The organism is Dongia sp. (assembly GCF_041905885.1).
In the GTDB taxonomy this organism is placed as follows: Bacteria; Pseudomonadota; Alphaproteobacteria; order Dongiales; family Dongiaceae; genus Dongia.
In genome coordinates, this window is record NZ_JAYRKD010000010.1 from 77,182 (window position 1) to 102,477 (window position 25,296).

General features: G+C 66.3%; 23 protein-coding genes. 9 read left to right on the forward strand and 14 right to left on the reverse strand.

Annotated elements, in window-relative coordinates; all coding sequences use genetic code 11:
* Positions 1-26: 26 nt before the first annotated feature.
* The 3 genes from ACH2CY_RS12450 to ACH2CY_RS12460 form a co-directional block, all read right to left on the reverse strand.
* Positions 27-1,019 carry a bifunctional riboflavin kinase/FAD synthetase gene (locus ACH2CY_RS12450; protein ID WP_395019459.1) on the reverse strand — a complete coding sequence of 331 codons (993 nt, stop codon included), beginning with the start codon at positions 1,017-1,019 and terminating at the stop codon, positions 27-29.
* A 193-nt stretch (positions 1,020-1,212) separates the two neighbouring features.
* Positions 1,213-1,647: a MaoC family dehydratase gene (locus ACH2CY_RS12455; RefSeq protein WP_395019461.1), complete on the reverse strand. Its 435-nt coding sequence runs from the start codon at positions 1,645-1,647 to the stop codon at positions 1,213-1,215.
* A 115-nt stretch (positions 1,648-1,762) separates the two neighbouring features.
* Positions 1,763-3,187 carry an amidase gene (locus tag ACH2CY_RS12460; protein WP_395019463.1) on the reverse strand — a complete coding sequence of 475 codons (1,425 nt, stop codon included), beginning with the start codon at positions 3,185-3,187 and terminating at the stop codon, positions 1,763-1,765.
* 164 nt (positions 3,188-3,351) lie between these two features.
* Here ACH2CY_RS12460 and ACH2CY_RS12465 point away from each other — a divergent pair, with 164 nt between their 5' ends.
* The 3 genes from ACH2CY_RS12465 to ACH2CY_RS12475 all read left to right on the forward strand — a co-directional run bounded on the left by ACH2CY_RS12465 (position 3,352) and on the right by ACH2CY_RS12475 (position 5,802).
* The gene (locus ACH2CY_RS12465; protein ID WP_395019465.1) at positions 3,352-4,473 is read left to right on the forward strand and encodes an MFS transporter; all 1,122 of its coding nucleotides are present in this window, start codon (positions 3,352-3,354) and stop codon (positions 4,471-4,473) included.
* Between the two features lie 92 nt (positions 4,474-4,565).
* The gene (locus tag ACH2CY_RS12470; protein ID WP_395019466.1) at positions 4,566-4,991 is read left to right on the forward strand and encodes an Hpt domain-containing protein; all 426 of its coding nucleotides are present in this window, start codon (positions 4,566-4,568) and stop codon (positions 4,989-4,991) included.
* A 7-nt stretch (positions 4,992-4,998) separates the two neighbouring features.
* Positions 4,999-5,802 carry a sterol desaturase family protein gene (locus ACH2CY_RS12475; protein ID WP_395019467.1) on the forward strand — a complete coding sequence of 268 codons (804 nt, stop codon included), beginning with the start codon at positions 4,999-5,001 and terminating at the stop codon, positions 5,800-5,802.
* A 346-nt stretch (positions 5,803-6,148) separates the two neighbouring features.
* Here the strand turns inward: ACH2CY_RS12475 and ACH2CY_RS12480 are convergent, their stop codons facing one another.
* The 4 genes from ACH2CY_RS12480 to ACH2CY_RS12495 all read right to left on the reverse strand — a co-directional run bounded on the left by ACH2CY_RS12480 (position 6,149) and on the right by ACH2CY_RS12495 (position 12,096).
* A complete protein-coding gene (locus ACH2CY_RS12480; protein ID WP_395019469.1) occupies positions 6,149-6,781 on the reverse strand; it encodes an outer membrane lipoprotein carrier protein LolA in 633 nt (210 codons plus the stop codon).
* 56 nt (positions 6,782-6,837) lie between these two features.
* Positions 6,838-9,378 (reverse strand): DNA translocase FtsK 4TM domain-containing protein, encoded by a 2,541-nt coding sequence (locus ACH2CY_RS12485; RefSeq protein WP_395019471.1) that lies wholly within the window; start codon positions 9,376-9,378, stop codon positions 6,838-6,840.
* Positions 9,379-9,382: 4 nt separating this feature from the next.
* The gene (locus ACH2CY_RS12490; protein WP_395019473.1) at positions 9,383-10,624 is read right to left on the reverse strand and encodes an aminotransferase class I/II-fold pyridoxal phosphate-dependent enzyme; all 1,242 of its coding nucleotides are present in this window, start codon (positions 10,622-10,624) and stop codon (positions 9,383-9,385) included.
* Between the two features lie 224 nt (positions 10,625-10,848).
* Positions 10,849-12,096 (reverse strand): GGDEF domain-containing protein, encoded by a 1,248-nt coding sequence (locus ACH2CY_RS12495; RefSeq protein ID WP_395019475.1) that lies wholly within the window; start codon positions 12,094-12,096, stop codon positions 10,849-10,851.
* Between the two features lie 151 nt (positions 12,097-12,247).
* Between ACH2CY_RS12495 and ACH2CY_RS12500 the strand changes: the two genes are divergently transcribed.
* Together ACH2CY_RS12500 and ACH2CY_RS12505 are read left to right on the forward strand one after the other, a co-directional pair.
* Positions 12,248-13,009, forward strand: a complete 762-nt coding sequence (locus ACH2CY_RS12500) for an SDR family NAD(P)-dependent oxidoreductase (protein WP_395019476.1) — start codon at positions 12,248-12,250, stop codon at positions 13,007-13,009.
* The gene (locus tag ACH2CY_RS12505) at positions 13,006-13,899 is read left to right on the forward strand and encodes a hypothetical protein (protein WP_395019478.1); all 894 of its coding nucleotides are present in this window, start codon (positions 13,006-13,008) and stop codon (positions 13,897-13,899) included. Before ACH2CY_RS12500 ends, ACH2CY_RS12505 begins: the two co-directional genes overlap by 4 nt.
* Positions 13,900-13,936: 37 nt before the next feature.
* Here the strand turns inward: ACH2CY_RS12505 and ACH2CY_RS12510 are convergent, their stop codons facing one another.
* The 3 genes from ACH2CY_RS12510 to ACH2CY_RS12520 all read right to left on the reverse strand — a co-directional run bounded on the left by ACH2CY_RS12510 (position 13,937) and on the right by ACH2CY_RS12520 (position 15,086).
* Entirely contained in the window at positions 13,937-14,167 is a 231-nt protein-coding gene (locus ACH2CY_RS12510; protein ID WP_395019480.1) for a hypothetical protein, read from the reverse strand.
* Between the two features lie 296 nt (positions 14,168-14,463).
* Positions 14,464-14,754, reverse strand: a complete 291-nt coding sequence (locus ACH2CY_RS12515) for a 4a-hydroxytetrahydrobiopterin dehydratase (RefSeq protein ID WP_395019482.1) — start codon at positions 14,752-14,754, stop codon at positions 14,464-14,466.
* The gene (locus tag ACH2CY_RS12520; protein WP_395019484.1) at positions 14,712-15,086 is read right to left on the reverse strand and encodes a hypothetical protein; all 375 of its coding nucleotides are present in this window, start codon (positions 15,084-15,086) and stop codon (positions 14,712-14,714) included. The genes ACH2CY_RS12515 and ACH2CY_RS12520 overlap by 43 nt, the downstream gene beginning before the upstream one ends.
* 245 nt (positions 15,087-15,331) lie before the next feature.
* Here ACH2CY_RS12520 and ACH2CY_RS12525 point away from each other — a divergent pair, with 245 nt between their 5' ends.
* On the forward strand, positions 15,332-15,928 hold the full coding sequence (locus ACH2CY_RS12525) for a hypothetical protein (RefSeq protein WP_395019486.1): 597 nt from the start codon (positions 15,332-15,334) through the stop codon (positions 15,926-15,928).
* Here the strand turns inward: ACH2CY_RS12525 and thpR are convergent.
* Entirely contained in the window at positions 15,905-16,474 is a 570-nt protein-coding gene (thpR, locus tag ACH2CY_RS12530; protein ID WP_395019488.1) for an RNA 2',3'-cyclic phosphodiesterase, read from the reverse strand. The two genes, ACH2CY_RS12525 and thpR, sit on opposite strands and share 24 nt — an antisense overlap.
* 243 nt (positions 16,475-16,717) lie before the next feature.
* Here thpR and ACH2CY_RS12535 point away from each other — a divergent pair, with 243 nt between their 5' ends.
* Positions 16,718-17,371: a hypothetical protein gene (locus ACH2CY_RS12535; protein ID WP_395019490.1), complete on the forward strand. Its 654-nt coding sequence runs from the start codon at positions 16,718-16,720 to the stop codon at positions 17,369-17,371.
* Positions 17,372-17,379: 8 nt separating this feature from the next.
* Here the strand turns inward: ACH2CY_RS12535 and ACH2CY_RS12540 are convergent, their stop codons facing one another.
* Entirely contained in the window at positions 17,380-18,543 is a 1,164-nt protein-coding gene (locus ACH2CY_RS12540; protein WP_395019491.1) for an FIST N-terminal domain-containing protein, read from the reverse strand.
* Positions 18,540-19,103, reverse strand: a complete 564-nt coding sequence (locus ACH2CY_RS12545) for an arylesterase (RefSeq protein WP_395019492.1) — start codon at positions 19,101-19,103, stop codon at positions 18,540-18,542. Before ACH2CY_RS12545 ends, ACH2CY_RS12540 begins: the two co-directional genes overlap by 4 nt.
* 130 nt (positions 19,104-19,233) lie before the next feature.
* On the opposite strand from ACH2CY_RS12545, the gene ACH2CY_RS12550 reads away from it, so the two are divergent.
* On the forward strand, positions 19,234-19,938 hold the full coding sequence (locus ACH2CY_RS12550; RefSeq protein WP_395019493.1) for an ABC transporter ATP-binding protein: 705 nt from the start codon (positions 19,234-19,236) through the stop codon (positions 19,936-19,938).
* Positions 19,935-22,490 carry an ABC transporter permease gene (locus tag ACH2CY_RS12555; protein ID WP_395019494.1) on the forward strand — a complete coding sequence of 852 codons (2,556 nt, stop codon included), beginning with the start codon at positions 19,935-19,937 and terminating at the stop codon, positions 22,488-22,490. The genes ACH2CY_RS12550 and ACH2CY_RS12555 overlap by 4 nt, the downstream gene beginning before the upstream one ends.
* Before the next feature lie 5 nt (positions 22,491-22,495).
* On the opposite strand, the gene ACH2CY_RS12560 is transcribed toward ACH2CY_RS12555, so the two are convergent.
* Positions 22,496-25,285: a [protein-PII] uridylyltransferase gene (locus ACH2CY_RS12560; protein ID WP_395019496.1), complete on the reverse strand. Its 2,790-nt coding sequence runs from the start codon at positions 25,283-25,285 to the stop codon at positions 22,496-22,498.
* Positions 25,286-25,296 lie beyond the last annotated feature (11 nt).

Consider the following 25,296-nt stretch of genomic DNA (forward strand, 5'->3'; position numbering starts at 1 on the left):
TCGCTTTGTAGTCCACGTTCGGTCCTTCAGTTCAAATCTTCCGGCAGGCTCGCCGGGTGTTCGCGCAAAGCCGGCCCGCGATACTCGGCGAGCATCCGCCGGGCGGTGTCGCTGTCGGCGGCGATCTGCGCCTTCAATTGATCGAGGCCGGAGAATTTCATCTCCGGCCGGATGAATCCGAGCAGCGCCACCCGGAGATGCCGGCCATAGAGGTCGCCGGCATAGTCGAAGAGATGCACTTCGAGCTGGACCCTGGTCCCGCCGACCGTCGGCCGCATCCCCAGATTGGCGACGCCGCCGATCCATTGCAAGCCGCTGCCGCCGTCCACGGCGGCTTTCACCGCATAGACCCCCAGCTTCGGGTGCATGAACTCCCCGAGTGCAATATTGGCGGTCGGGAAGCCCAGCAGCCGCCCGCGCTGGTCGCCATGCTCGACCCGCCCCTCGATCTCCCAGGGCCGGTTGAGGGCGATGGCGGCGGAGACCGGATCGCCCTTGGCCAGCGCATCGCGGATCAGGGTCGAGGAATAGATGGCACCGGCCCGGTCGGTCTGCGGCGAAACAGCGGTGACGCCGAAGCCATGCTTCTCGCCGGCGGCCTTCAGCGTGGCCGCATTGCCGCCGCGCTTGTTGCCGTAGCAGAAGTCCGAGCCGACCACGATATGCGCGGCGCCCAGCCCCTTCACCAGCACCTCGTTCACGAAGGCGTCGGCGCTCCGCTGCGACATGTCGAAATCGAAGGTCAGCACGAAGGCGACATCGACGCCGAGATCCTGCAGATGCCGCATCTTGATGCGGAAGGGCGTCAGCCGGAACGGCGGCTCATCCGGCTTGAAGAAGGAGCGGGGATGCGGCTCGAAAGTCAGCACCCCAAGCTTGGTGCCGAGCCTCTTCGCCTGTTCCGCCGCCTGGCCCAGCACCACCTGGTGGCCCTGATGCACGCCGTCGAAATTGCCGATGGCGATCACCGCGCCCCGCAGCTCCGCGGGCACATCTTCGAAATGGCGGATCAGCCGCATGGCCGCGTGTGTTCAATTGTGGAGAGACCCGTCGACCCCTCACCCCGACCCTCTCCCGCAAGGGGAGAGGGGGATTTCTTCCGCGCTCCGCGCGTAACCAGGAGAGACCGTCTCGCCCCGCAGCGAATAAAAACTCCCTCTCCCCTTGCGGGAGAGGGCGGGGTGAGGGGTCGATGACTCTTGCCGACTGGCATCACTGTGCCGGGCGGCGCGGCACCATCAGCTGCGCTTCGCCGTCGAGGACGATCTTGTCGCCGACATGGGCGGTGGTGGCGAAGGTGACGCGGGCCTTTTCCTGGTCGATGGCGCTGACCGTGACCCGGGCCTTCACCGTGTCGCCGATCTTCACCGGCGCCTTGAACTTGAGATTCTGGCTCAAGTAGATGCAGCCCGGCCCGGGCAGCTTGGTGCCGAACACGGCGGAGATGAAGCCCGCGGTCAGCATGCCATGGGCGATCCGGCCCTTGAACATGGTCGGCTTGGCGAATTCCTCGTCGAGATGGACCGGGTTGGTGTCGCCGGTGATGCCGGCGAAGAGGACGATATCGGCCTCGGTCACGGTCTTGGAAAAGACCGCGCTCATGCCCTCGGTGATCTCGTCCAGGTATTTGCCGCGCAATTCGTCCATGTCGCCCTCAAAGGGTTCAGTCGTGGGCCAAGATTTGGCGCGGCACTATATCGGGCGCACCCACCCGTCACAAGGCATCACGCTGCGCCGCGAAAGGTTAATTTTCGCTGCCCGATCAATGGGTTCTGGGGTGAACCTTGGGATCGATCGGAACCTCATCCCTGAGGCCGAGGAGGTCCTCGATCCAGAGCCCGTGGGAGAGGAGGTCGGCCTCGCCGCGGGGCTTGCCGACCAACTGGACACCGATCGGCCGCCCGTCCGCCGAGAACCCGCCCGGCAAGGCCAGCGACGGGCAGGAGGTCATGGTGATGAGCGCCGCCAGCTTCAGCCATTCGACATAATTCTCGAGCTGCACGCCGTTGATCTCCCGTGGCCACCGTTCCTTCACGTCGCGCGGCAGGATCGGCGCCGCCGGCAGCAGGATCGCGTCGTAGCTTGCGAAGAAGGCCGCGACCTCGCTGTAGAGCCGCGCCCGCCGCAGCAGCGCCTTGCCGATCTCCTCGGACTTCAGCGCGAGACCCTTCTCGATGTTCCAGATCACATCTGGCTTCAGCTTGTCGCGATGCTGCTGCAGCAGCGCGCCCATGCTGCTCGAGAAATCGACCGCGCGCAGGGTCTGGAAGGCCTGACCGACCCCGCCGAAATCCGGGCTCGCCTCCTCGACGATGATGCCTTCCTTGGCGAGCTTCTCGGCGACCGCGCGAACGCCGGCGATCACCTCGGGCTCGATCGGCAATCCGGCGAGGCTGAGGATCAGCGCCACCCGCTTCGGCTTCTTCCGCCGCCGCGCCGTGGTGAGGAATGTCTCCTCCGGTTTGCTGAGCGAGATCGGGTCCTCGATATGCCAGCCCGCCATCGCGTCCAGCATCAGCGCCGCGTCCTCGACATTGCGCGCCATCGGCCCGTTGACCGAGAGCGTGTCGAAATTCTGCTCACGCGGCCCGTTGGCAACGCGCCCCGGCGAGGGCCTGAGCCCGATCACCGAGCAGAAGCTCGCCGGCGTGCGCAACGAGCCGCCGAGATCCGATCCCGTCGCCAGCCAGACCTGGCCGGTCGCCAGCGCGACCGCCGATCCGCCCGAAGAACCGGCGGCATTCAACTTGGTGTTCCAGGGATTGAGCGTCTCGCCGAAGACTTCGTTGAAGGTGTTGGCGCCGGCCCCGAACTCGGGCGTGTTGGACATCGCCAGCGGAACCGCACCATTGCCTTCGAGCGTCTCGACCATGATGTCGGAACGGGTGGGCACGTTGTCGGCGTAGATCGGCGAGCCGTAAGTGGTCCTGAGGCCCGCGACGTCGTTCAGGTCTTTGACCGCGATCGGCAGGCCGGCCAGCATCCCGCGTGCCTCGATCGGAAGCTGCATCAGCCGCTTGGCCTGTGCCCGCGCGCGCTCTTCGCCCAAGGTCACCAGCGCGTTGACCGCCGGATTGACCGCGGCGATGCGGGCGAGGGCTGCATCGATCAGCTCGACCGGCGAGATTTTGCCGCGGCGCAGCAAGTCGGTAACGGCGCAGGCGCTCAAACGCCAAAGCTCATTCATGCTGTCGATTTCCTCATGCAGCCCCCATCGCCACGCGTATGGCGCGCGTGCTATCTCTCGATCAATAGAAGACCGCGTTCACTCCGCCAACCCCTCCGATGGAATCCAACCCGCTTTTCTGGCTGAGGCCGACCCGCAAACCGGGTGCCGGCGCTTTTGCCGCCTTGTTCGCACTGGACTCGCTGGCGCGCGCATCCGTGGTCACCGTGCTCTATCTGCAGGCCAAGGATCTCGGCCTGCCGGACCGCGACATCACTTTGCTCACCAATGTCGCGAGCCTGGGCTCGCTGATCTTCAGCTTCCTGGCGCCGCTCTTGATGCAGCGCTTCCGCCGGCGCTGGGTCTATACCGGCGGCATCCTGCTCGGCATGGCCGCCGTGGTCTCGCTCGGCACCGCGACCATGACGGGCGAAATCGCCGCCCTGGTGTTGCGCGCCTTGAGCAGCGTCGCGATCAACATCGGCCTGATGCTCTATGTGATGGATTTCATCCCGCGGCATCAGATGATCCGCTCGGAGCCGCTGCGTCTCTTCTCGAGCTGCCTGCCCTGGGGCCTCGGTCCCTGGATCGGCGTCGAGCTCTACAAGCATTTCGGCGTCGAGGCGACCTCGGCGATGAGCTTCATCGCCTATGCCACGCTCATGGTCTATTTCTGGTACCTGCGCTTGAGCGACAACCCCGCGGTCGCCGCGGCGACACGACCGCCGCCCAATCCCTTTGCCAACCTGAAGCGCTTCATCTCGCAGCCGCGTCTGATGCTCGGCTGGGCCATCGCCTTCGGCCGTTCGGCCTGGTGGTCGATGTTCTTCGTCTACCCGACGCTCTATCTGCGCAACCATGAGGTCGATGACAGCTGGACCGGCGCGCTCACCGGGGCCGGAAACCTGCTGTTGCTGTTGACACTCCCGATCGGCTGGATGGCGCAGCGCACCGGAATCCGGCGGCCGATTGTGATTGCTTTCCTGTGCGCCGGCGGCCTGACGCTCTTAACTTCGGTTACCTGGGACGCCGTGCCGCTGACGGCGCTGCTGTTTCTGGCCGGCGCGGTCTTCGTCGTCGCATTGGACGCGCTTGGCAACATCCCCTTCATGCGCGCGGTGCGTTCCTATGAGCGGCCGCAGATGACCGCGCTTTTCCGCACTTATATCGATCTCGGCGACCTGCTGCCGGGCCTCGTTTATCTCACCCTGCAAGGGTATTTCGACCTGCGCTCGGTCTTCGTTGCCAGTGGTGTGCTGACTCTCGCGGTTGGACTGATCGCCACGCGATTGCCCCGGCGCATGTAAGCCTTTCGGATGTACGCCTTGGTGATAGGCCTTAACGACTTGTAGAGGGGTTCCAAGCTTTCTACTATCCCGTCGCCGCGGGAGGAGGGCCAATGCACGAGGAGCGCGATCGCAAGATGGAAGCCGTGCTCGCGCGCGCCCAGGCTGCGGTTGCCGATCTTGCGAAGAGCTATGGCCCCAGCACCCTCGCCGATCTCGATCGCTGCGCGAGCCTGCTGAAAGCCGCGCGCGCCGATCTCGCCACCCGCGCGGCTTCGATCAAGGAACTCTACGGCATCGCCCACAACGTGAAGGGCCAGGGCGGCGCCTTCGGTTATCCCCTGGTGACGCGGATCGCCCATTCGCTCTGCACCCTGGTGCGCCAGGAACGCGACCTCTCCGACGCCGATCTCGGCGTGGTCCAGGCGCATCTCGATGCGCTGCGGCTGATCATCACCAAGGACATCAAGGGCGAGGGTGGCGAAGTCGGCCCCAAGCTCGCCGCGCGCCTGGAAAACATGGTCAAGGCCCCCGGGTGACTCTGCAGTGACTGCGGATCAACAGGGTTGGCTCGGCTACGCCCTGATCGGCAAATCGGTTCTCGTCCTGGCCTGGCTCATTGCCGTCATCGTCATCGAGAATCGCTGGGCGAGCGCGATCGTGCCGCTGCGCATCGCCGGTTATGGCCGCGCCTGGTTCCAGCGCTGGGGCCGCAATCTCGGCTTCTTCGCGCTGAATGCCGGTCTCGCACCCCTGCTGGTGCTGCCGGTGACATTCTTCGCCGCCGCCAATCCGCTCTGGCCCCGGCCGATCTTTCTCTCTTTCCCTTACAGCTTGCCGCTCGATCTGCTGCTGCTCGATCTCTGGATCTATGCGTGGCATCGCGCCAACCACGAGCTGCCGATCCTCTGGCGCTTCCACGAGGTGCATCACCGCGACGCCTTCCTCGATGCGACCACGGCGCTCCGCTTCCATTTCGGCGAAGTGGTGATCGCGGCGGTGGCGCGGGCGATCGTGATCTTCCTGCTGGCGATTCCCCTGGGCTCGGTCCTGGTCTTCGAGACCCTGGTCCTGCTGGCCGCGATCTTCCACCATTCGAACTGGCGTCTGCCCGCCGCGATCGAGCAGCGCCTGGCGCGAGTCATCATCACGCCCTCGCTGCACTGGGTGCATCACCACAAGCAGAAGAGCGACACTGATTCGATCTACGGCACGCTGCTGAGCTTGTGGGACCGACTGTTCGACACCGGCCCGAACATCGACCGCCGCCGCGACATGCCGATCGGCGTCGAAGGTGAGAAGGAAGTCAATCTGCTGCGCCTGCTCGCGCTGCCGTTCTATCGGTCGTAACGCGGCGTTACAGCATAGTCCCGAATTCACGCAACGCAGCAGCGGAGACGCGCGCGCCGATTCTGGTATGATCGCTGTGCTGTTGGAAATCGTGAAACTTCTGCCGAAAGCCGGATCACGCATCTGCGCTTTGCACGCCGCCGTCTGTGCTGCGCTGCATCGCAGACCGGACGCAGACCGGGGAATTTCTCCCGGGCGTCGCAAGTCGCCGTCTGTGCTGCACTGCATCGCGGACAGGACCCGGACAGAACAACAAAACCGCCGCGCGGCGGCGGCGGCTTAAACATGGATCGTCAAAGGCTTAGGCGAATCCGGGCCGGTTGGGCGTCCGGGTCGGGCGCCGCGGCTAGCCCTTGCCCTTCTTCTTCTCCGGCGTGCGGAACAGCGCGTTCTCCAGCTTCACGCCGAACTCGGCGTTGTAGAGGGCGACGCGGACCGCCTGGTTCTTGCTGTCGACGATGGTCCATTGCTGCAGCTCGAGCGGCTTGTCGCCCAGCACCAGGGTGACCGTGCCGGCATCCGGCTCGTCGGTCTGCACGATGCCGATCTCGAAGACATTCGGGCCGCGATTGAACGTGGTCACCGTCACGTCGCCGCCGAGGCTGACATGGTCGCGCAGCAGGAACCAGAGCGGTGAGAGGCCGAGCGGCGCCTGGTTGAGCTGGTTGAGTTCGGCGTCGTAGTAGCTGACCGCGATCGAATCCGCGACCAGGATGACCTGGCTCGGCGGATCATACTGCACGCGCAGGAAACCCGGGCGGCGGACATAGATCATGCCGAAGGCGATGTTGCCGGCGTCGTCCACCTGCTGGAACTTGGCCCGCATCGTGGTGATGCCGTTGAGATATTCCTCGATGCGCGCGACGTCGGCCTTGTCCTGGTCGGACAGGGCGGCGGCCTGCACCTTCTTCGCCCAGGCGGAAGAGGCGAGGGCGCCGATCGCCGTCGATGACGCCAGCGCGCCAAATCCGGCGCGCATCAAGCCCCTTCGGGACAAGAGGGGCCGTGTCAGATCCAGTTTCAGCAAGGTTTGTCTCAGTCCATTCCGTCGATGTTGCGGGCGAGCACTTCGCGCTTGCCGGCGTGATTGGCCTGGCTGACCACGCCTTCTTTTTCCATGCGCTCGATCAGGCGGGCCGCGCGGTTGTAGCCGATCTGCAGGTACCGCTGAACAAAACTCGTGGAGGCTTTGCGTTCCCGGCAGACCAATTGCACCGCCTTGTCGTAGAGCTCGTCGCCGGAACCGCCGCCCTCGCCGGGCAGCTCGCCGTCCTCGCCGACCTCTTCCTCCTCGGCCGTGACGTCCTCGATATAGTCAGGCGTCCCCTGGGCCTTCAAGAACTTCACGACAGTTTCAACTTCACGATCCGAGACGAACGGGCCGTGAACGCGGGTGATCCGGCCGCCATTGGCCATGTAGAGCATATCGCCTTGCCCCAGGAGCTGCTCGGCGCCGGTCTCGCCGAGAATGGTCCGGCTGTCGATGCGGGTGGTCACGTGGAACGACACTCTGGTCGGGAAATTGGCCTTAATTGTGCCGGTAATGACGTCGACCGATGGCCTTTGTGTGGCCATGATGATGTGGATGCCGGCGGCGCGCGCCATTTGCGCCAGCCGCTGGATCGCCGCCTCGATCTCCTTGCCCGCGACCAGCATAAGGTCCGCCATCTCGTCCACCACGACGACGATGAAGGGCAGGGGTTTGAGGTCGAACGGCTCCTCCTCGTAGATCGGGTGGCCGGTCTCGGGGTCGAAGCCGGTCTGCACCTTGCGGGTCAGCTGCTCGCCCGCGGCGACGGCTTGGGCGAGGCGCTGGTTGTAGCCTTCGACATTCCGGACGCCGAGCTTCGACATGGAGCGGTAGCGGTTCTCCATCTCGCGCACGACCCATTTCAGCGCGACGATCGCCTTCTTCGGCTCGGTGACGACGGGCGCCAGCAGATGCGGGATGCCGTCATAGACCGAGAGCTCGAGCATCTTCGGGTCGATCATGATGAACTTGCACTGCTCCGGCGTCAGGCGATAGAGCAGCGACATGATCATGGTGTTGATCGCGACCGACTTGCCCGAGCCGGTGGTGCCGGCGATCAGCAGATGCGGCATGCGCGCGAGATCAACCACCATCGGCTGGCCGCCGATATCCTTGCCGAGCGCCAGGCCGAGCTTGCTGCCGGTCCCCGCGTAGGAATCGTCTTCCAGCAGCTCGCGCAGGCTCACCACCTCGCGCTCGCGGTTCGGCAGCTCGATGCCGATCACGCTGCGGCCGGTGACCACGGCGATGCGCACCGAGACCGCGCTCATCGACCGCGCCACATCGTCGGCGAGGCCGACCACGCGGCTGGTCTTGGTGCCGGGTGCCGGCTCCAATTCGTAAAGCGTTACCACCGGGCCGGGGCGCACCTTCACGATCTGGCCTTTGACGCCGAAATCGTCGAGCACGGTTTCCAGCAGCCGCGCGTTCTTCTCCAGCGATTCCTCGTTGATGCGCTGGACCGCGGCATTGGAGGTCGGGCGCGACAGCATGTCATGCGGCGGCAGCTCGAACTCAGGTTCGCCGTCGAAGTCGAGCTTCGCCTGGACACGCTCCTTCTTCGCCGGCTTCTTCTCCTTCTTCGGCGCCGGCGGCACCACGACCCGCGCGGCGCCCTGACGCTCGATCATCGCCGGCTCAGGCAGGTCGATCTCCGGCTCCTCATAGGCGCCGAGCTGCGGCTCGCGGCGCGCGACCACGTCCTCGTCGTCGTCGCGGCGGCCGCGGATCGTGAACAGGCTCCTGAGGCTCGGCATCCGGATCTCGCCGAAGGTGCGGCGGAAGAAGGACTCCTTCTCTTCCTCGTCCTCTTCGCGCACGGTCCGCGCGACGCGCGCGGTTGCGGCGGCGGGCTGGCGGCGGCGGTCGAAGGCGAGGCCGACTTTCTTGCCGGCATGGGCGACATTGCGGCCGAAGCGGACATAGCCGCCGAGCGCGATGCCCAAGGTGAAGAACAGCGCGACGAAGCTCAGCACCGTGGTGGTGAGGATCAGCAGCGCATGCACCTGCGTGCCGGGCATTTCGTTGCCGGCCAGCCGCGCCGCCCAACCGGCGAGGCCGCTGTTGCCGTCGGCGCCGGCCAAGCCCATGCGGCCGACAAAGCCGCCGAAGCCCGCAACCCAGGGCCATTGCCCGCTGGAGGGGAGCGCCGACAAGGGAATCGCGGTCAGTGCTGTGGAGATCGGCAGCAACAGCAGCTTCAGCCACCACCGCGCCATCGCCCGTGTGCGGATCAGGCGCCAGCCCCAGGCGATCAGCGCCGCGGCCGGCACCGCCGCCGCGAGCCCGAGCGCCTGCAGCGCGAAGTCGGCGACATAGGCACCGGGCAGGCCGAGCAGGTTGCGCGCCGGATCGTCGACCGCATGGTTGAAGCTGGGATCGTTGGAATCGGCCGAGAGCAGCGCCATCAGATAGGCGAGCCCGATCAGGATCAGCCCGACGCCGACCGCTTCCATGGTGCGGCGGCGCAGGAAGTCGAGCAGGCTTTGCCCGCCGGTGCCTTCGGCGCGCGAGAGCAGCGACATCCGCGTGTTGTCCCCGATCATTGGATTACCGGCCCCCTGCCGCAGCTTTTGCGCTCTTGCCATGAACCAAACCCTCCAGAACCGGCGCCATGCGGCGCAACGCTGCCGCCATCTCATCCGGTTCCAAAATCACCGCGACGCGGATGTAGCGCGCGCCGGGATTCTTTCCGTCCGCCTCGGCCCGTGCCATGTAGCCGCCGGGCAATACTTTCACCGCGGCCTGCTTCCACAGCTCGACCGCCGTACGCTCGCCGTCGCCGACATCGAGCCAGAGGAAGAAGCCGCCTTGCGGCCGCACCTCGCCGAAGATCGGCCCGAGGATTTCCTGCGCGATCTCGAAGCTACGGCGATAGCGCGCGCGGTTCTCCGCGACATGCGCCTCGTCCTGCCAGAGCCTGGTCGCCGCGGCGAGGATCGGCAGCGGCATCGCCACGCCGCCGTAATTGACGAGCTGCGCCTGCCGCGCGATCAGTTTGGCGTCGCCGGCGATGAAGCCGGACCGCAGGCCCGGCGCGCTCGAGCGCTTGGAGAGCGAATGGAACACCAGCAGGTGATCGACGGCGCCGCCCAGCTCGCGCGCCGCTTCCAGCGCGCCCGGCGGCGGCGCATCGGGATAGATCTCCGCATAGCATTCGTCCGCCGCCAGCACGAAATCATGCTTACGGGCGAGTTCGAGCCATTGCTTCAGATAGTCGAGCGGCGCCACCGCGCCCTGCGGGTTGGCCGGCGAGCAGAGATAGACCAAAGCCGCCTGGTCGAGCGCGGCCGCGGTGATCCTGGAGATGTCGGGCAGGAAGTTGCTGTTGCGATCCGCCGGCAGGAAAGCCGGCTCGCCACCTGCGACCGCCGCGGCACCGGCATAGGAATGATAGAAGGGATTCCCCATCAAGACCTTGGTCTTGCCCCTAGGTTCGCCGGCGGCGACCGCCGAGAGCGCGATCTGGAACAAGGCCTCGCGGGTGCCGGAGACCGGCAGGATCTCCTTGTCGGGATTGAGCATCGTCGCCGGCAGATGATAGCGGCGCTCGAGCCAGGCCTTCACGGCGTTGCGGAAGGCTTCGTTGCCGGCGGTCGGCGGGTATTTGCTCCAGCCGGCGGCGGCCTTGGCGATCTCCTCGGCGACGAAGGCCGGCGGCGCGAATTGCGGCTCGCCGAGCTGTAACAGCAAAGGCGTATTTCCGCCGCCCGGGGCGATGCCCTCCAGCAGCTTGTTGAGCCGCGTGAAGGGATGGAAGGTTACCAAGGACTCGAGTCGGTCCGCGCGCATAACACCCCGAAAGCCAAAAGGCCGATCAGAATCAAGGCGCGACTCGGCGTCGACTCGAGTCGCACAAAGCGGAAACGAGAGTAATCTCTTAAGAATACCGCCTCAAGCACTTGTATTTACGGAGTTTCCGTCCACAAGCGCGTTCCGCCCGGGGAATCACGACTCGTTCGTGGCGCGTTCGCTTGGCTGGCGATGGCTCTGGATTACGCAGCGGGCCTTAAGACTTAGGGCAGGGTGACCGTCTTCACGCAGTCGCGGCCGGCATCCTTGGCGGCGTAGAGGCATTCGTCGGCCGCGGCCATCAGCTCCTTGAGCTCGGTCTGGGCCTTCTCGCTGGTGGCGGCGCCGATCGAGATGGTGACCGGCGGCAGGTCGTCGTCATGGGCGCGCCGGCCTTTCGACTTCACCGATTCGCGGATCTTCTCGGCGATTCGCTGGGCGTCGAACGACCCGCATTCCAGCAGCACCGCGATCTCCTCGCCGCCGTAGCGGAACACCAGGTCGCTGTCGCGCACCGCGGCATGCACGCGCTGGGCGGTGCGGCGCAGCACTTCGTCGCCGACCGCGTGGCCGTATTCGTCGTTCAAATGCTTGAAGTGATCGAGGTCGCACATCATCAAGGTGATAGCCTGACCCTCGGCGCGCGCTTCCGCGTGCCGCTGCGGCATCGAGATGTTCATGCTGCGCCGGTTCAAGAGGCCGGTCAGCGCATCATGCCGCGCTGCGTTGCGCAGCTCCGCTTCCGCCTTGTGCCGCTTGATGTCCAGGCGTCGCCCGACCAGGGCGGTGGCGCCGAAGGTGATCCAGCCGACCACGATCACGCTGGCGACCGTCTCCGCCAGCGCCAGCGGCGTGCCGCCTTGGGGCAGCAGGCCCGCATAGAACAACGCCAGGACGATCGGCCCGACGGTTGCCACCAGGATCTGCTTGCGCGCGAAGCTGCCGGAGATGGTCTTGGAGAGAAAGATGCGGATCGCGCCGCGATGCGCCGTGCCGCCCAGCAAGGCGATGCCGGCAAGCACCGTCGCCAGCAGCACCAGCGCCGGCGGGCGGCCGAACAAGACCTCGGTGTGGAGCAGCTGGCCGATCGCGCTGCCGAGGCTCGGCAGCAACCCGAGTGCCGCCGCGGCCTGGCCGAGTCCGTAGCGGCAGGCTAGGAAGAGCAGCGCCGCCGCGCCGTAGCAGATGACCGATGCGCTCGCGGAAGGCGCCATCGCCTCCGGCATCAGCAGCGCCGCCAGGCCGATGAAACCGCCGAGCGCCGTGACCCAGCGGAACAAACGGCGCCAGGCGCGCCACTGCGCCAGGAAGGCGCCGAGCGCGACCAGCAGCAGGGATGATGCGCTCAGCAGGCCGAAGCCCGGCGGTGCTTCAGCACCGGCCCCGGCCAGCGCCCAGGCGCAAAGCAGCACGGCGGCGAGGCCGCACAGCGATGCTGCACCCACGACGAACTTGAGCAGGCCCGATTTCATGCGCCCAGACGTTTTCCCCGACCCCATCCCCATGATGCATGTTCCCGTGCGTCTGAACAGCCCCGCGCCTGGGGATTTGGTGCTTTCCCGATAGCCTCGCCCCGACCCCCTCTGCTAGAAGCCTCGGCGGGTTCTAAGAAGGGGTTAACTCATGCAGATTAAAGGTATGGCCGCGGTCGTGACCGGCGGCGGTTCGGGCATGGGCGCCGACGTGGCGCGGCACCTGACGGCGCTGGGCGCCAAGGTCGCGGTGCTGGACGTCAACACCGCCGGGGCCGAAGCCGTGGCCAAGGAAATCGGCGGCGTCGCCTGCACTTGCGACATCTCCAAGGCCGACAGCGCCGAAGCGGCCTTTGCCAAGGCCAAGGCCGCGCATGGCCCCGCCCGCATCCTGGTCAATGTCGCGGGCATCCTCATCCCCGGCCGCATCCTCGGCAAGGAGGGACCGCTGCCGCTGGAGAAGTTCTCCAAGGTGATCGAGGTGAACCTGATCGGCACCTTCAACATGATGCGCCTCGCCGCCGCCGACATGGCGGCGATGGTGCCCTTGGCCGACGGCGAGCGCGGCGTCATCGTCAATACGAGCTCGGTCGCGGCCTATGAAGGCCAGATCGGCCAGGCGGCCTATGCCGCCTCCAAGGCCGGCATCGTCGGCTTGACCTTGCCCGCCGCCCGCGACCTCGCGCGCTCCGGCATCCGCGTGCTGGCGATTGCGCCCGGCCTGGTCGCGACGCCGATGATGCTGAACCTGCCGCCCGACATCCAGAAGGCCTTGGGCGACTCCGTGCCCTTCCCGCAGCGCCTCGCCGAAGCCCGCGAGTTCTCGCGCCTGGTGCAGCACATGATCGAGAACGTCATGCTGAACGGTGAGGTGGTGCGCTTCGACGGCGCGCTGCGTCTCGCGCCGAAGTGAGCGGCGCGGCGTCGCAGGATTTCATCTCGACCGGCGCTCTGCTCCGGCAATCGACCGGTCTGCTGCTGCGGCATGGCCGGATGGTGGCGCTGTCTGTTGTGGCGGTCGCCGCCGGTGCTCTGCTCGCGCTCTTGGCCATGGCCCGATGCTTTCCGTCGCTGCTCGACGCTTGCGTTCCGTCCGGAATTTACGATTGGATCGGCAATGACATCTTGTCGATCCAATACGCCGTTGCGACGGAAGGGGCCGAGTTTTCGTGGCGGGTCATTCTCACGGTCGCGCTCGGGTGGTTGTTCGTCCGCGCCACGCCGCAGCCGGGGCAACGCCCCGACCGTTATCTTCCGCGCTTCGTGGCGCGGATGGTCATCTATTGGGTCGCATTCCTGATCCCGGGCTATCTCCTGGGAAAAGTCCTCGACAGCGTCGGGCCGCTGTTCCAGGACGCGGACCTGCTGGTGTCCTGGCTCTCTTTCCTGGTACTCGTGCTGCTTGGGATTCTGCTCTTCACCTATCTGCACGCCAGGCTGGCCTTGTATGTCGTGGCCGCGGTTTACGAAGAGCGACCCGCGACCCTCGTCCAATCCTGGAAGGCGACACGCGGCGCATTGGGGCCGCTGTTCTATACCTTCCTGGTGGTCGAACTGGTCGCGACCTCCGTTCAGTTGGGGTTCTGGTATTTCGGCGGGTTCGTCCCCGGCGTGACGCCGCTCTCGGAATCACTCGCGCAGTGGTCCGGCCTCGAAGCGGAGGCGGCCTATTATGTCGTCGCCTCCGATATCGGCTCGGGCTTCGCCGCGCTGTCGGTCGCGCTGATGGGGGGAACGATCGGGATCGTTGCTTTCGGCGCGCTGTTCCGGCGGGACGTTCACCTCGCCGGCGTGTTCGAGTGACCGGCCGCTCCATTGCGGCCGGTCGGGTTTTCAGAAGCTACTCCGCGCTCTTATGCGCGCCGCCTTTCAGCAGCCGGTCCTCGCCGTGGGAATGCGACTTGCCTTCGCGCTCGGCCTTGCGCATTGCGTCGGCGTCCTTGCCTTCCATCGCCTGCTTGGCTTCGCGGGCTTTGCCTTCGACTTGGCCGCTCTTCGCAAACTCGGTGGTGTCGCGGTTGTATTCGCGGGCGGCGGTCTTGTTGCCTTCGCCTTCGTTGCGCTGTCCCATTCGTCAACTCCATGATCAGTCGGTCTCAAAAACCAATGTCGACTTTCTGGAGTCGTTCCGAACTGGGAAAAGTTTGGCCGGCCGCGGGGGGAACGCGGCCGGCCAGTCAGGGGATGGCGCCGAGGCCCAAGGGGACGTCCGCGGGAATCGCTGGGGGGAACCCCACGGACGATGCGGGCCGCAGAATCGGGGAGATTGATCGGCGCCAGGCGCCACGTCTCCATCCGGCCCGAAGGTCGGATTCGCCACCCGCAAGCTCAATGTGAAATCGAGGAAAAGGTTCCCGTCCGCTCCGCTTACGCCAGCAGTTTGTCGATCGCCCGCGCCAGCTTCAGGTCGCGCTCGGAGAGGCCCTCGCAGTCATGGGTGCTGAGCAGGATCTCGACCCGGTTGTAGACATTGGACCATTCCGGGTGGTGGTCCTGGGTCTCGGCCAGCAGCGCCACCCGGTTCATGAAGCCCCAGGCCTCGCTGAAATTCCTGAACTTGAAGCTGCGCTGGATCGCGTCGCGGCCTTGGGTGGCCTGCCAGCTCGTCAACTCTTTCAGTGCGGCTTGTCGCTCCGATTCATTAAGTCGCGCAACCATTGCTGATCTCCGAAATCGATATGCGCCGTCTGTTCGGGCGGTGCGTGCCACCACGCACGCAGCACCACGACGGAAAGCCCCAGCCCCAGCGTCACCACAAGCGCCAGCGGCCAGGACCATCGGCGCAAGCGAGGAAAGACGCTGCGGATGGCCTCGTCAATGGGCCGCGCTTTGTCGACCCAGGCCCAGGCCAGGAACCGGCCGTAAAAGCCGACATAGAGCAGGCCGAGCGCAATAACGACAGCGAAGGCAAAGGAAAGATCCGCCAGTGGCCCGGAGGTGCGGCTTCCTATGATCGAAAAACCGATGGCCGCTGCCACCGGCAGCGCCACCACCCGTGACCGCCGAGTTCCGAACATCGCTCCCAAACCCTGCCTTTCCAGTAAGTAAGCGCCCAAAACCGCCCTTCAAGCGATCGTGATTTATGCAAATGAGAATGATTTGCAATTGGCCGGGAAGGGTGCTACAAACTCGTCAGCGCCGGGGAGTTCATATTCGGGCCGTGTTCAGGCAGGCGCGGCAACTCCCGCGAAGAAAACTCCCCGGCGCGACCTCCCCGAGCAATGAAGGATCCCGCATGGCACGATCCGGTCGGCCAAAGGCGCCCGCGCCCAAAGTCCCCGCCGTGAACGACAACCGGCCGGAAGAGAATCAGGGCGGGGGGCACGAGGACGACTGCCGCAACGAGCTGATGGCGATGCCGGACGTGAGCGCGCTGGATTTCACCGCGCAGTTCACCGTCTGGGCGATCCGCAGCTGGGTCCAGGCCTTCAAGTCGAAGCAATCCTTCGACGACGTCACCCATCAGACCTTCGCGCGCTTCGGCTTGTCGCGGTCCGCGCTGGCGGTCGACAGCCTGATGACCGTGCTCGCCGCTTCCGCCGCGCGCAGCATCGACATCCGCTGCGTGCAGTGCCGGCTGCTCAGTCCCGACGAAGCGCTGCTGATCGACGGCATGGCGGCGGCGCAAGCGGGCGGCTATTTCGTCGCGACCGTGGCGCTGCGCCAGTTGATGCCCGGGACGGCGGCCCGTGCGGCGCTGCCGCATCTGGTCGATCTTGCGCGCGACTTGAGCGAAGCCGGAATGGTCGCGAAGCCAATCCCGCCTTATGCCGGCCTCGCTGCGCCAAGCGCGGCCGAGATGCCGGCCTCAGCGTCCCGCGTTCTGCACTAGCGGCATGGGGCGCGCGGTCAACGCGTAGGACCGCTCCGCGTGATAGACCGAGTTCTCGCTGCCGAGCTCGCTCGAGAACAAGGTGAAGTGTGTGACCTCGAACGGGTCCGAGCGGAACAGATTATGCCCCGCGAGATATTGCTGCAGCTTTCCGACCGGCGGATCCTTGGGCCAGGTCAAGGTCACATGCGGCGTGTATTTCTGCCCGTCCGGTGGCAGGCCGGCGCGCACCACGGCGGATTCGATCTTGTCATGCAGATGCAAGAGCGCCGGTTCCTTCTCCACGCCGGCCCAGACCGCCTTCACCCGGTTGCCGCTGGCGAAATGCCCGACTCCGGCCAGCCGCAGCATGAAGCCGGGCGCCCGGATATTGGCAAGCGCCGCATCGACATAATCCATGTCGCGGCCATCGACATCGCCGAGGAAGCGCAAGGTGATATGGAAATTCTCCGGCGGCACCCAGCGCGCGCCCGGCAATCCGCCGCAAAGAAGGCGCAACTGCCAGCGCAGGTTTTCGGGCAAGCTCAGGGCAACGAAGTAGCGCATTATAGTGCCCCAATTCTGCCGCGTGAGGCGCCCCGCGGCGCCTGACCGCCGCGCCGGGCGAATCGCCGCAGCCGTCCGATAATACATAAAAACGGCGGGCTTCAACTACAAGACGGCGGCCCCGGAAACCGCAGCGACCGGGGGAACGAAGCCGACGGGATTGACGTTTTTGCAGCACGGCCGGAGATTGCCGTCCGCCGCTTCTTGCGCCTGCCTGCTGGCTTTCGGACCGGACGCACCGCCATGAATCTCGAAGAATTCTTTCAAGCTTTTGCCTGGCTGGACCTGGTGGACAACCCGATTCTGAGCTGGTTCGGCGACATCCTCGGGAGCTGGCGGGCCCATCCCGACGTCGCCATCTCCTCCAGCATCGCCGCCCTGGCGGTGGTCATCGCGCTGGCCAGCATCAGCCAGACGCACCTGATCCGCCGGCGCCTCGAAAACGTGAAGCATGAATTCTTCGCCGCGATGCGGCCGCGCTTCGTGCTGCGCGACGTCCATGCCAAGAACTGCCAGGCGGGCGAGCCGATCGAGGTCACCTACACGATCTGCAACACCGGCAGCTCGGCCGCGCGGATCGTCGAGAGCGTGCTCTCGGTCGACGTGCAGCATTGGCAGAGCCCGCGCCGCGTGCCGATCCCGGCCGGCAAGAACGAGATCGGCGACCTGACGCTCAATGCCGGCGAGGCCGCGACCTTCACCTACAAGGTGGCGGAGCGGACCTGGAACAAGAACCTGATCAAGGACAGCGAGGTCATCGCGCTGATCTTCTGCGGCCGCATCGACTATGCCGACGCCGGCGGCGTGGTGCGCGAGACCTCCTTCTGCCGCGCCTTCGACAGCAGCCGCGAGCGTTTCTTCCCGATGCGCGACCCGGAGCTCGAATACGCCGATTGATCCGGCGCTCAGGTGAACAGCGTCAGCACGCCGGTATGGGCGTAGAGCCGGTCATGGCTGATCTCGCCGTTGGCGAAGAATCCCACCAGCGGAAAGTCGCCGAGCTGGGCGTTGATGCGGCGGGTTTCCGCCGCGTCCGGGCCGAACAGGTTGGCGCCCCGCGACAGGCAGGACACATAGATTCCGCCGCGGATCGGCTTCTCGATCCTCTGCTTCAGCTTTGCGAGCATGCGATCGAGGTCGGTCTCGGCGCTGGGTTTGTCGCGCCGGGTGAACATGATCGGATCGCCCTTGGCGACCAGGTCGCCGATCGCGATCCAGCCCTTGTTGGGATCGATCCCGACCAGATTGCGCACCAGGTAGTCGCCGGTATCCGAAGCTTTCACCGGCAGGGCCGCAAAGATATATCCGGCGGCGCGGTTGAGATTGCGCGCCAGCACCTCGCCGATCTCCTGCTTGAAGACCTCGAGCGCCGGCCGGTCGTCAATCGTCATCACGATGTTGCTGTCGCATTCGGTGATGGCATGAACCGGACCGATCGGCGAGCAGCCCTGGCTGAGACCCGTCGCGACGGTGACCGCGCCGGAAAACATCACGCCGGAGACGCCGCCCTCGGCGACATGCTCCGCCGCCAGGGCATAGGGCCCGCGCGACGAGGCGAGGCCGCCCACCAGATAGAGCCCGCTGCTGTCGGCCAGCGATTCCAGGATCGCCGGCAGGCGATGGCTCCGGGGATCGCCGTGGATCAGCCCGAGCTGCGCGCCATGGCTTTCGATCCAGCTTCCATGCTGCTTCGAGAAGGCGCTGGTGCCAATCTCCTGCTGCTCGAACAGCCGGAAACTGTCGGCGGCAAGATCGGTGACCATCACCGTCATCGCCGGCGCGTCGAAATACTCCATCGCGGCGCTTCCATCATTGCCGACGATGCCGATCCCGACCGTGCCGACCCAGTGCTTCAATCCGGTGCTGAGCCGCAAGTGGTCGATGATCTCCGAAAGATGGGCGCCCAGCCGGTCGGTCACATAGACGAAACCGAGCCCGGCATCACCGGTCGGTACCGGGCCCTGCTCTGAAAGTGCGGCCAGGCAGCGGCGGGTCAGCGCCGACCAATGGCCGCCGGCGACATCGTCGTCATTCGCGCCCGCATGGGCGACACGGAACGGCGCGCTCATGGGCTGTCGAGCAGCTTCAGGATGTCCGGCATGATGCCATCGACGATCACCTTGGCCCCGGCCTCGGTCGGGTGCAGCCCGTCGCCTTGCAGCAGCTTTGGATCGGCCTTGCCATCCGCGCCGACGATGCCCGCCATGAAGAAGGGATAGAGCGTCACATTGTACTGCTTGGCGAGATCGGGATAGATCGCATCGAATCTCTGCACATAATCGGCGCCGAGATTGCGCTGCGACTTCATGCCGGCCAGCAGGACCTTGGCCCCGGCGGCCTGGGCCTTCTCGATGATCCCGGCGAGGTTCTGCCGCGTGCTGTCGGGATTGATCCCGCGCAGCATGTCGTTGGCGCCGAGCTCGACGATCACGACCTTCGGCTGGTCGGCGAGGGCCCAGTCGATCCGGGCCAGCCCGCCCGCCGAGGTATCCCCGCTGACCCCGCCATTGATAACCGTGACCGGACGGCCCATCTTGCGAAAAGCGGTCTGCAGCTGGTCGGCAAAGCCTTCGCCCTGCTTAAGCCCATATCCGGCCGTAAGGCTGTCACCAAGGGCCAGCAGTTTCACGGGGTCCTCGGCGAGGGCGGGGCGCAGCGGGGCAACCAATGCGAACCCCGCTAACCCGGCGAGGAAGCCGCGCCGGCCAAACTGAATGCTGGGGGCCCGCAGACGGGGGGACAGGGTTGAAGAAGGTTTCATGATCGACATTGCGGACCTCCGTCTCACACTGGCGAGCGATGCCGGCCCGGTCAATATCCTCAATGGACTCAATCTCAAGGTTGCGGCCAGGGAATCGCTCGGCATCGTCGGGCCGTCCGGCTCCGGCAAGACCAGCCTGATGCTGCTGATCGCGGGCCTGGAGCAGGCCAGCGGCGGCAAGATCCGTCTCGGCAATCCGGAAACCGGTGACGCAGAAGTGACCGCGCTTTCCGAGGATCAACTCGCTCTCTTTCGTCGCCGCCGCATCGGGATCGTGTTCCAGGCCTTCCATCTCATCCCCACCATGACCGCGCTGGAGAATGTCGCGACCCCGCTCGAGCTGGCCGGCGAGAGCAAGGCCTTCGAGATCGCCCGGCATGCGCTGGAGGAAGTCGGCCTCGGCCACCGGCTCGGCCATTACCCGAGCCAGCTTTCCGGTGGCGAGCAGCAGCGCGTCGCCCTTGCGCGGGCGGTCGCGCCGGAACCCGACATCCTGCTGGCCGACGAACCGACCGGCAATCTCGACACCGAGACCGGCCAGAAGGTGATCGAGCTGCTGTTCGGCATGCAGCGCCGCCGCGGCGCCACCTTGCTGCTGATCACCCATGACCCGGCGCTGGCACGGCGCTGCGACCGCATCATCCATCTCGCTGACGGCCGGATCGTCGAAGAAGAGATCGTGCAGCACCAGGCGGCGAAATGAGCCGCTTCCCGACGCTGCTGCGCATCGCATTTCGCGAGATGCGCGGCGGCCGCACCGGTGGGCGGGTGCGCGGCTTTCGCATCTTCCTGCTCTGCCTGATCCTCGGCGTGGCGATCGTGGCGGGCGTGGGCTCGATCGCCGCGGCGATCGATGCCGGCATCGCCGCCGACGGCAAGCGCATCCTCGGCGGCGACTACGAGTTCCGTTTGACCTACGAACCGCTGACCCAGGACCAGGCCAACGCGCTGAAGTCGGGAACCCAGCTCTCGCATGCGGTCGAGATGCGGGCGATGGCGCGTGCCGCCAACGAGGCCGAGGGCGCGCATTCCGCCGCGGCGACACTGGTCGAGCTCAAGGCCGTCGACCTCATCTATCCGCTCTACGGCAAGATGCTGCTCGAACCCGACATGCCGCTCGCCGCCGCTCTGAAGAAGGACGCGGAAGGCCGCTATGGCGCAGTGGCGGAACCGGCGCTGGTCCAGCGCCTCGGGCTCAAGCTCGGCGACGAAGTCCGCCTGGGAGAGGCGACCTTTCAGCTTCGCGCTGTCATTGCCGACGAGCCCGATCGCGGCTCGCAGGTCTTCAACCTCGGCCCGCGGCTGATGATCTCCGGCGCGGCCTTGCCGGACACCCAGCTCGTGCAGCCGGGCAGCCTGGTTTATCACCTTTATCGGGCGAAGCTGCCGGCGGCGATCTCCGGGCCGCGCTGGCTGGCGAAGGTGAAGGCGCAGTTTCCGGAACAGCCCTGGCGCATTCGCGGCGTCGAGGATGCGGCCACCGGCGTCAAGAACTTCATCGACCGCACCCGCATGTTCCTCAACCTGGTGGGTTTGAGCGCCCTGCTGATCGGGGGCTTGGGCATCGGCAATGCGGTCCGGGTCTATCTCGAGGGCCGCGCCCAGTCGCTCGCGATCCTGAAATCGCTGGGCGCCACCCGCGGCTTCGTCTTCACCTTGCATATGCTGCTGATCGCGCGCATGGCGCTGATCGGCACCGCGCTCGGCCTGGTCCTCGGCGCCTTGGCGCCTTTTGCGACCCAAGGCTTGTTCGCGCGCTTCGATCTCCGCCTCATTCCGGCGCTCTATGCCGAGCCGCTGCTGCTCGCCGCCGGCTTCGGTCTCGTGACCGCGCTCGCTTTCTCGCTGCCCTCGCTGTTCCAGGCGATGCGGGTCAAGCCGGCCCAGCTCTTCCGCGCGGTCGCGACCGAGCTCGGCGAGGTGCGCCGGCGCGATCTCATCCCGATCGGGATCGCGGTGGTCGCGCTTGCCGCGCTTGCGGTAATTTCCACCGGCAATGTGCGGCTCTCGCTCGGCTTCGTCGCCGCGGCGCTGATGGCCTTCGCGCTGTTCCAGGTCCTGGCGGTGGGACTGCGGCGCCTGGCGCGCTGGGGCCGCGCGCGGTCCCGCAGCCGCGCCTTGCGCTTCGCCCTCGCCGCCGTCGGCCGGCCGCGGGCGCCGACCGCCAGCATCGTGCTCTCGCTGGGCCTCGGTCTTACCGTGCTGGTCGCGGTGATGCAGATCCAGGGCAGCATTGTCGACGAGATGGAAAGCAGCCTGCCGGCGCGGGCGCCGAGCTTCTACTTCCTCGACATCCAGCCGAACCAGACCGAAGCCTTCGACCGGGCCTTGAGCGCTTTCCCGACCGCCGAAGGCCTGGAACGCGTGCCGATGCTGCGCGGCCGGATCATGAAGATGCGGGACGTTCCGGTCGACAAGATCCCGACGCCGGAGGACCAGGCCTGGGTGCTGAAGGGCGATCGCGGCATCACCTGGTCGGCAACGCCGCCCAAGGGCTCGCGGCTGGTCGAGGGGGAATGGTGGGCACCGGACTACCAGGGACCGCCGCTGATTTCCCTGAGCGCCGAGACCGCGCATGCCTTCAACCTCAAGGTCGGCGACACGATCACCGTCAACGTGCTCGGCCGCGAGATCACCGGCACGATCAAGAACCTGCGCGAAATCGACTGGTCCAGCCTCTCGATCAATTTCGTGATGGTGTTCTCGCCCGGCATGATGTCCGGCGCGCCGCAGACCCATATCGCGACCCTGCACGTCGCGCCGGATGAGGAAGGCAACCTGATCGCGCTCTTGTCGAAGCAGTTTCCCAACGTCTCCGCGGTGCGGGTGCGCGATGCCATCGCCTCGGCCGCCGAGATCCTGCGCTCGGTCGGCGCCGCGGTACGGGTGGCGGCGGGCGTGGCGCTGGTCGCCGGCGTGCTGGTCCTGGCCGGCGCCATGGCAGCGGGACAGCAGCGCCGGATCTATGAATCGGTGCTCTTGAAGATGCTGGGCGGCCGGCGCCGCGACATCGCCATGAGCTTCCTCTGGGAGTTCGCCCTGCTGGCGCTCTCCGCCGCCGCTATTGCGCTGCTGGTCGGCAGTGTCGGCGCCTGGTTCTTCCTGACCCGGGTGATGGACACGGCCTTCGTCTTCTCGCCCGCGGCCGCCCTCGGCGCCGTCGGCTTGAGTCTCAGCCTGGCGCTGCTGATCGGCTTCGCCTCGTCCTGGCGGGCGCTGGGCGCGAAGGCGGCGCCGTATCTTCGGAACGAGTAGCGCGGCTACTGGGCCGCGGTGACCGTCTTCGTGTCTTTCGCCGGCGCGAAATCCGCCTCGCGTTCCTGCAGCACCTGCATCAGCGAGTCGCGGATCGCCTTCAGCCGGCCCTCGCTCTCGACCTTCAGGCCGAACTGGTCCTTCACATAGAAGACGTCGACCACGCGGTGGCCGAAGGTCGAGATCTTCGCGGTGGAGATCTGCAGGTTTTGCGCAGTCAAGGCGCGGGTGAGGAAGTGCATCAGGCCGCGGCGGTCGCGGCCGGTGATCTCGACCAGGGTATGGGTGGCGCTGGCCTTGTTGTCGATCAGAACGCGCGGCACCACCGGAAAGCTCCGGACCGCGGGATTGGCCGGCGCGATCCGCTTCAACTCGCCGAGCGTCTTGGTCGGGTTCTCGAGCACGCGCTCCATGGTGGCGGCGAGCCGCGCCAGCTTGGCCGGGCTCTCGAACGGGCCGCCGCTGGAATCCTGCACGGTGAAGGAGTCGAGCGCCATGCCGTTCTTCAGGGTGAAAATCCGCGCATCGACGATGCTGGCGCCGGAGAGCGCTAGGGCGCCCGCCAGCTGCGAGACCAGGCCACGCCAATCCGCGACATAGATCGTGACCTCGGTCATGGCCCGCCAGGTGTCGACCGCGTAGTCGATCGAGAGCGGGCGCTTGTCGAGCTCCGCCTCCCGAATGAGCCGTGCCTGGCGGACCAGGCTGGGCAGCGGGAAGCCCAGCCAGTAGGAGGCGGGGCCGCGCGACACATGCGCCTCGAAATCGGCGTCGCTCCAATCGGCGAGCTCGGCGCGCAGCTGTTTCAAGGTCTCGGCGACCCGCGCCTCGCGGCCCTCGGTGATCAGGCCGCCGGAGAGTTTCTCCTCGGCGCGCTGGTAGAGCGCGCGCAGCAGCTGCGCCTTCCATCCGTTCCAGACCTTGGGGCCGACGGCGCGGATATCGGCGACGGTCAGCACCAGCAGCAGCCGCAGCCGCTCCATCGACTGCACCGCCTCGGTGAAGTCGGCGATGGTCTTCGGGTCCTCGATGTCGCGGCGGAAGGCGGTGTTGCTCATGATCAGGTGAAAGCGCACCAGCCAGGCGACGGTCTCGGTCTCTTCCGCGCTGAGGCCGAGGCGCGGCGCCAGCCGGTCGGCGATGTCGGCGCCGAGCTCGGAATGATCGCCGCCGCGGCCCTTGGCGATGTCGTGCAGCAGCACCGCAAGATAGAGCACGCGGCGCGAGACCACCTGATGCACCACCTCGCTGGCGACCGGCGCTTCCTCCTTGATGTCGCCGCGCTCGATCTGCCAGAGGATGCCGATCGCCTTCAGGCTGTGCTCATCGACCGTGTAGTGATGGTACATGTCGAACTGCATCTGCGCCACGACCCGGCCGAAATCCGGGATGAAGCGGCCGAGCACGCCGACCTCGTTCATCCGGCGCAAGGTGAGCTCCGGATCGTTGGCGCCGGTCAGGATGTCGACGAAGATCTGATTGGCGGCCGGGTCGGTGCGCATCGCATCGATGTGGCGCGCCGATTGCGTGAGCCAGGTCATCGCCACCGGGTGGATCCCCATTTCGTGGCGCTGGGCGACGGCGAAGATCCGCAAGAGGTCGATCGGGTGCTTCTGGAACCAGTTCGAGCCGGCGACGTGCAGCTGGCCGCCTTCGTTGCGGAAGCCCTCGACGTCGCTCTTCAGCAGCGAGAGTTTCGGCATCTTGAACAGCGGCCGGTGCAGCTGCTTCGATTCCACCGCGGCCAGGAAATAGCGGGTCAGGCCGCCGACCGATTTTGCGACCAGGAAATAGTGTTTCATCAGCCGCTCGACGCCCTTCGAGCCGGCGTGATCGGTATAGCCCAGGCGCCGCGCCATCTCCGACTGCTGGTCGAAGGTGAGGCGCTCCTCGGCGCGGCCGGTCAGGTAGTGGAGATGGCAGCGCAGGGTCCAGAGGAAGTTGAAGGCCTTGTCATAGGCCAGCACCTCGTTGGCGGTCAGCAGGTCCTGCTCCACCAGGTCGACGAAGTCGCGCACCCGGTACATGAAGCGCGCGACCCAGAGCAGGGTCTGGAGGTCGCGCAACCCACCCTTCCCTTCCTTGATGTTGGGCTCGAGTGCGTATCTTGAATCACCGGCGCGCTTGTGCCGTGCCTGGCGCTCGGCGAGCTTGTCCTTCAGGAATGCCTCGCCCTTGCCTTTGAGGATCTCCTTCTCGTAGCGCGCGCGGAACTGGTCGTAGAGCGGCTGCTCGCCCCACAGATAGCGCGATTCCAGCAGATTGGTGCGAATGGTGAGGTCGCCCTGGGCCTGGCGGATGCATTCCTGCACCGTGCGCGCCGCGTGCCCGACCTTCAGCCCCAAATCCCAGAGCCGGTAGAGGATGAACTCCACCACCTGCTCGCTGTGCGGCGTCAACTTGTAGGGCAGCAGGAACAGGAGATCGATGTCGGAATGCGGCGCCAGTTCGCCGCGGCCATAGCCGCCGACCGCGGCGAGGGAGAGCTTCTCGGCGCTGGTCGGGTTGGGCAGCGGATAGGCGCGCTCGATCGCATAGTCGAACAGGCAGCGGATCAGCTGGTCGATCAGGAAGCTCATCTCGTGGGCGCAGGCGAGACCCGCGCCGGCACCGCGCGGGTTGGCGTCGAACCGCCGCTTGATCTCGGCCCGGCCCTCGGCGAGATGCCGGCGCAGCAGGACCTGGAGCTCCGCGGTGGCGCCGGCCGGATCGGCGCTGGCATCGGCCAGCGCGGTCAGATCGCCGGCCAGCGTCCGGCGATCCAGGATAGCCCGTTGATTCTCGATATCGGCCATCAGGCCATGCT

Excerpts from the sequence above, each read along its gene's own strand:
- ACH2CY_RS12490 (WP_395019473.1), bottom strand. The coding sequence starts at position 10,624 with ATGCGCGCGGACCGACTCGAGTCCTTGGTAACCTTCCATCCCTTCACG.
- ACH2CY_RS12495 (WP_395019475.1), bottom strand. The coding sequence starts at position 12,096 with ATGAAATCGGGCCTGCTCAAGTTCGTCGTGGGTGCAGCATCGCTGTGC.
- ACH2CY_RS12525 (WP_395019486.1), top strand. The coding sequence starts at position 15,332 with ATGGCACGATCCGGTCGGCCAAAGGCGCCCGCGCCCAAAGTCCCCGCC.
- ACH2CY_RS12515 (WP_395019482.1), bottom strand. The coding sequence starts at position 14,754 with ATGGTTGCGCGACTTAATGAATCGGAGCGACAAGCCGCACTGAAAGAG.
- ACH2CY_RS12455 (WP_395019461.1), bottom strand. The coding sequence starts at position 1,647 with ATGGACGAATTGCGCGGCAAATACCTGGACGAGATCACCGAGGGCATG.
- ACH2CY_RS12460 (WP_395019463.1), bottom strand. The coding sequence starts at position 3,187 with ATGAATGAGCTTTGGCGTTTGAGCGCCTGCGCCGTTACCGACTTGCTG.
- ACH2CY_RS12540 (WP_395019491.1), bottom strand. The coding sequence starts at position 18,543 with ATGAGCGCGCCGTTCCGTGTCGCCCATGCGGGCGCGAATGACGACGAT.
- ACH2CY_RS12485 (WP_395019471.1), bottom strand. The coding sequence starts at position 9,378 with ATGATCGGGGACAACACGCGGATGTCGCTGCTCTCGCGCGCCGAAGGC.
- ACH2CY_RS12470 (WP_395019466.1), top strand. The coding sequence starts at position 4,566 with ATGCACGAGGAGCGCGATCGCAAGATGGAAGCCGTGCTCGCGCGCGCC.
- ACH2CY_RS12550 (WP_395019493.1), top strand. The coding sequence starts at position 19,234 with ATGATCGACATTGCGGACCTCCGTCTCACACTGGCGAGCGATGCCGGC.
- ACH2CY_RS12555 (WP_395019494.1), top strand. The coding sequence starts at position 19,935 with ATGAGCCGCTTCCCGACGCTGCTGCGCATCGCATTTCGCGAGATGCGC.
- ACH2CY_RS12560 (WP_395019496.1), bottom strand. The coding sequence starts at position 25,285 with ATGGCCGATATCGAGAATCAACGGGCTATCCTGGATCGCCGGACGCTG.
- ACH2CY_RS12500 (WP_395019476.1), top strand. The coding sequence starts at position 12,248 with ATGCAGATTAAAGGTATGGCCGCGGTCGTGACCGGCGGCGGTTCGGGC.
- thpR (WP_395019488.1), bottom strand. The coding sequence starts at position 16,474 with ATGCGCTACTTCGTTGCCCTGAGCTTGCCCGAAAACCTGCGCTGGCAG.
- ACH2CY_RS12480 (WP_395019469.1), bottom strand. The coding sequence starts at position 6,781 with ATGCGCGCCGGATTTGGCGCGCTGGCGTCATCGACGGCGATCGGCGCC.
- ACH2CY_RS12450 (WP_395019459.1), bottom strand. The coding sequence starts at position 1,019 with ATGCGGCTGATCCGCCATTTCGAAGATGTGCCCGCGGAGCTGCGGGGC.
- ACH2CY_RS12535 (WP_395019490.1), top strand. The coding sequence starts at position 16,718 with ATGAATCTCGAAGAATTCTTTCAAGCTTTTGCCTGGCTGGACCTGGTG.
- ACH2CY_RS12510 (WP_395019480.1), bottom strand. The coding sequence starts at position 14,167 with ATGGGACAGCGCAACGAAGGCGAAGGCAACAAGACCGCCGCCCGCGAA.